At 64.5% G+C, this 3,307-nt stretch carries 3 protein-coding genes; all 3 read left to right on the top strand.

Features of this window, described 5'->3' with window-relative positions; all coding sequences use genetic code 11:
* Nucleotides 1–447, top strand: a 447-nt coding sequence (locus tag ACE3OH_RS20990) for a CoA transferase (RefSeq protein ID WP_374357795.1), incomplete at its 5' end; no start/stop codon positions are given.
* A gap of 104 nt (nucleotides 448–551) precedes the next feature.
* Nucleotides 552–1,847 carry an NAD(P)/FAD-dependent oxidoreductase gene (locus ACE3OH_RS20985; protein ID WP_374357792.1) on the top strand — a complete coding sequence of 432 codons (1,296 nt, stop codon included), beginning with the start codon at nucleotides 552–554 and terminating at the stop codon, nucleotides 1,845–1,847.
* 85 nt (nucleotides 1,848–1,932) lie between these two features.
* Nucleotides 1,933–3,285, top strand: coding sequence for a glutamine synthetase family protein (locus ACE3OH_RS20980; protein ID WP_374357789.1), 1,353 nt, complete (start codon nucleotides 1,933–1,935; stop codon nucleotides 3,283–3,285).
* Nucleotides 3,286–3,307 lie beyond the last annotated feature (22 nt).

Here is a 3,307-nt window from a genome sequence, read left to right as displayed (position 1 = left end):
ATCGTGCCCTACCAGGCATTTGAAGCCAGCGATGGCCATGTGATTGTGGCAGTCGGCAATGACAGCCAGTTCGCCCGCTTTGCCGAGCTGGCCGGCCATGCCGAATGGGCCGCTGACGAGCGCTTCGCCAGCAACAAGGCGCGCGTGCTGAACCGCGAACTGCTGGTGCCGCAGATACGCGAAGCCATGAAGACCCAGCCACGCGCCTACTGGATCAACGGCATGGAAGCTGCCGGCATTCCTGGCGGGCCGATCAATACCATTGCCGAAGCACTGGCCGAGCCACAAGTGGCGGCCCGCCAGGGCGTGGTGGAGATTGCGCATCCGCATGGCAGCGTGACCATGGTGGCCAATCCGATCAAGTTCTCCAAAACACCGATCCGCTACGATGTTGCGCCGCCAACCCTCGGCCAACATAGCGAGCAAATCCTCGGTAGGTTGGAATAAGCCTTGGCATGATGAACCGATCTACGCCCCAGGTCGGAAAGTAGTCCGACGCCCCCTTGCAAGCATCACCGTCGGAATGAATTCCGACCTACCGAACTGACCTCATGGCCCTCGAAACGACGCCACTTAACCGTTACCCCGACAGCTACTACGCCGCCAGCGCGGCCGACCGCCTGCGCGAGCGGCCGACCTTGCAAGGTGCGCTAGATGCCGACGTCTGTGTCGTCGGCGCCGGTTTTGCTGGCCTCTATACCGCACTGCGCCTTGCTGAAGCCGGCAAAAAGGTGGTGATGCTGGAAGCAGCCCGCGTCGGCTGGGGCGCCTCGGGCCGCAATGGCGGGCAAGCCATCCTCGGCTTTTCCTGCGATATGCCGCCGATCGAGGCCCAGCTGGGCCGTGACGAGGCGATGGAAATCTGGAAGCTGGTACGCGGCGCCGCGCTGGAAATCCGCCAGCGCATTGCGCAGCACCAAATCGACTGCGACTGGCGCGACGGCCATCTATGGACCGCCGTGCTACCGCGCCGCGTCAAGCTGCTGACCGACTGGCAAGAGGAAGCCAGCCAGCACTGGGGCTATAGCGGCCTGCAGTTAATCGACAAGCCGCAGCTGCGCGACTGGGTGGACAGCCCGCGCTATCAGGCGGCACTGTACGACCCGGAAGCGGGCCATCTGCACCCGCTCAAATATGTGCTGGGCCTTACTGCCGCTGCCGAGCGCCTGGGCGTCAGCATTTACGAGCAAAGCGCTGCCATCTCGCACCAGTCGCAGGGCGATCGCGTGGTCATCACCACCGCCCAAGGCAGCGTGCGCTGCGACACCCTGGTGCTGGCAGCCAATGTCTACCTCGGCGACTTCGACCGCGACCGCAGCCGGCGCATATTGCCAGTCGGCACCTTCATGGTGGCCACCGAGCCCCTGGGTGAGCGCGGCGCCAAGCTGGTGCCCAGTGGCGCCTGCGTCACCGACAACCAGTTCGTGCTCGATTACTTCCGGCTGAGCCAGGATGGCCGGCTGCTGTTTGGCGGTGGCTGCACCTATCTGGGCGGCATGCCGCGCGATATCAAGGCAGCGATGCGGCCGGCGCTGGAAAAGGTGTTTCCGCAGCTCAAAGGCGTGCAGCTCGATTACGGCTGGGGCGGTCTGATCGACTGCACCCTGCGCCGCACCCCCGATTTTGGGCGGCGCGGCAATGTGTATTGGGCGCAGGGCTTTTCCGGCCACGGCGTCATCCCCACCTGTGTGGCAGGCCGGGTACTGGCCGAGGCAATACTGGGCGACGACACCCAGCTCAAGCGTTTCGAGAAACTGTCCAACCCGCCGTTTCCCGGCGGGCGACTACTGGCCGGCCCGATGGAAGCGGCCGGCAAGTTTTTTTACCGGATGCGCGATCTGTTTTGATAACGCCGCACCGCTTGCACCTGCTGCGGGAAGCCCCGCCCGAATTTGACCGTCGCCGCCACCCGTGCGGCACCAGGAGACTTTGATGAGCATGACGCCTTCTTCACCCGATACCAGCTGGTTGCACACCCAGGGAGTGCGCGAAGTGGAATGCCTGGTGGCCGACATCAATGGCGCCGCGCGCGGCAAGGCCATGCCGGCCGCAGCCTTCGCTGGCGGCCAGGAGCTGCGCCTGTGCCGTGCGGTGGCCATCCATACCGCCACCGGCGATTGGGCCGACTACCGCTACTCGGGCGAAGGTGACCCCGACATGGTGCTGCGCCCGATTCCCGGCACCCTCAAGCGGGTGCCCTGGGCCAAGCAGCCGCGCGCCATGGCGCTGCACGACTGTTACGACCTTGATGGCAAGCCGACGCCGATTGCTGCGCGCAATGTGCTCAAGCAGGTGCTGGCCCGCTACGCGCAGCGCGGCTGGTCGCCGGTAGTAGCGCCGGAAATCGAGTTCTACCTGCTCCAGCCCAATCTCGACCCGAACGAGCCGATGAGCGCGCCGCTGAGCCGCAATGGCCGACGCGAAGACGGCAACCAGGGCTTTAGCCTCGGCGGCCTGAACGACCATGCCGACTTCTTCGACGAAGCCCTGGCGGCACTGGCTGAACTGGGTATTCCCGGCGACACCTTTGTCCATGAGCTGGGCCCAAGCCAATACGAAATCAACCTGCTGCATGGCGATGCGCTGACCCTGGCCGACCAGACCTTCCTGTTCAAATACGCCCTGCGCGAAATCGGCTTCAAGCATGGCCTGCAGGTAGTATTTATGGCCAAGCCCTTGGCCGGCCAGCCCGGCAGCTCCATGCATATCCACCAGAGCGTGGTCGATGCGCAAGGCCACAATATCTTCAGCCAGGAGAGCGGCGAGCCCAGCCCGCTGTTCTACCAGTACATTGCCGGCGTGCAGGTGGCGACGCCGGCGCTGATGCCGATGCTGTGCCCGCATATCAACAGCTATCGCCGCTTTGCCAAGCATATGGCAGCGCCGGTCAATCTGAGCTGGGGCTATGACAATCGCTCGGTCGGCATCCGCATCCCGCGCTCCGGTCCGGCCGCCCGCCGGGTGGAAAACCGCATACCCGGCTGCGATGCCAACCCTTACCTGGTTCTGGCCGCCACCCTGGCGGCTGGCCTCTATGGCATCGAGCAGCAGCTGGAACCGAGCGCTGAAGCCGTCGGCACGGTGTTCGAGCAGGAAGACAGCGGCCCGGCCCTGCCGCGCACCCTGGAGGGCGCACTCGACACCATGCTGGCCAGCAAAATCGCCCGCCAGCTATTCGGCGACGAATTTGTCGAGGCCTTCGTAGCAGTCAAGGAAGTGGAACTGGCCAGCTTCCAGCATGAAATCACCCCGTGGGAGCGGCGCTATCTGGCTAGCCGAGTATAAGGGGACGTGAAACGGTTGTGCT

The organism is Chitinimonas sp. (genome assembly GCF_041904975.1).
GTDB lineage: Bacteria > Pseudomonadota > Gammaproteobacteria > Burkholderiales > Chitinimonadaceae > Chitinimonas.
This window is presented reverse-complemented; position numbering and strand designations above follow the sequence as displayed.

Excerpts from the sequence above, each read along its gene's own strand:
- ACE3OH_RS20985 (WP_374357792.1), top strand. The coding sequence starts at position 552 with ATGGCCCTCGAAACGACGCCACTTAACCGTTACCCCGACAGCTACTAC.
- ACE3OH_RS20980 (WP_374357789.1), top strand. The coding sequence starts at position 1,933 with ATGAGCATGACGCCTTCTTCACCCGATACCAGCTGGTTGCACACCCAG.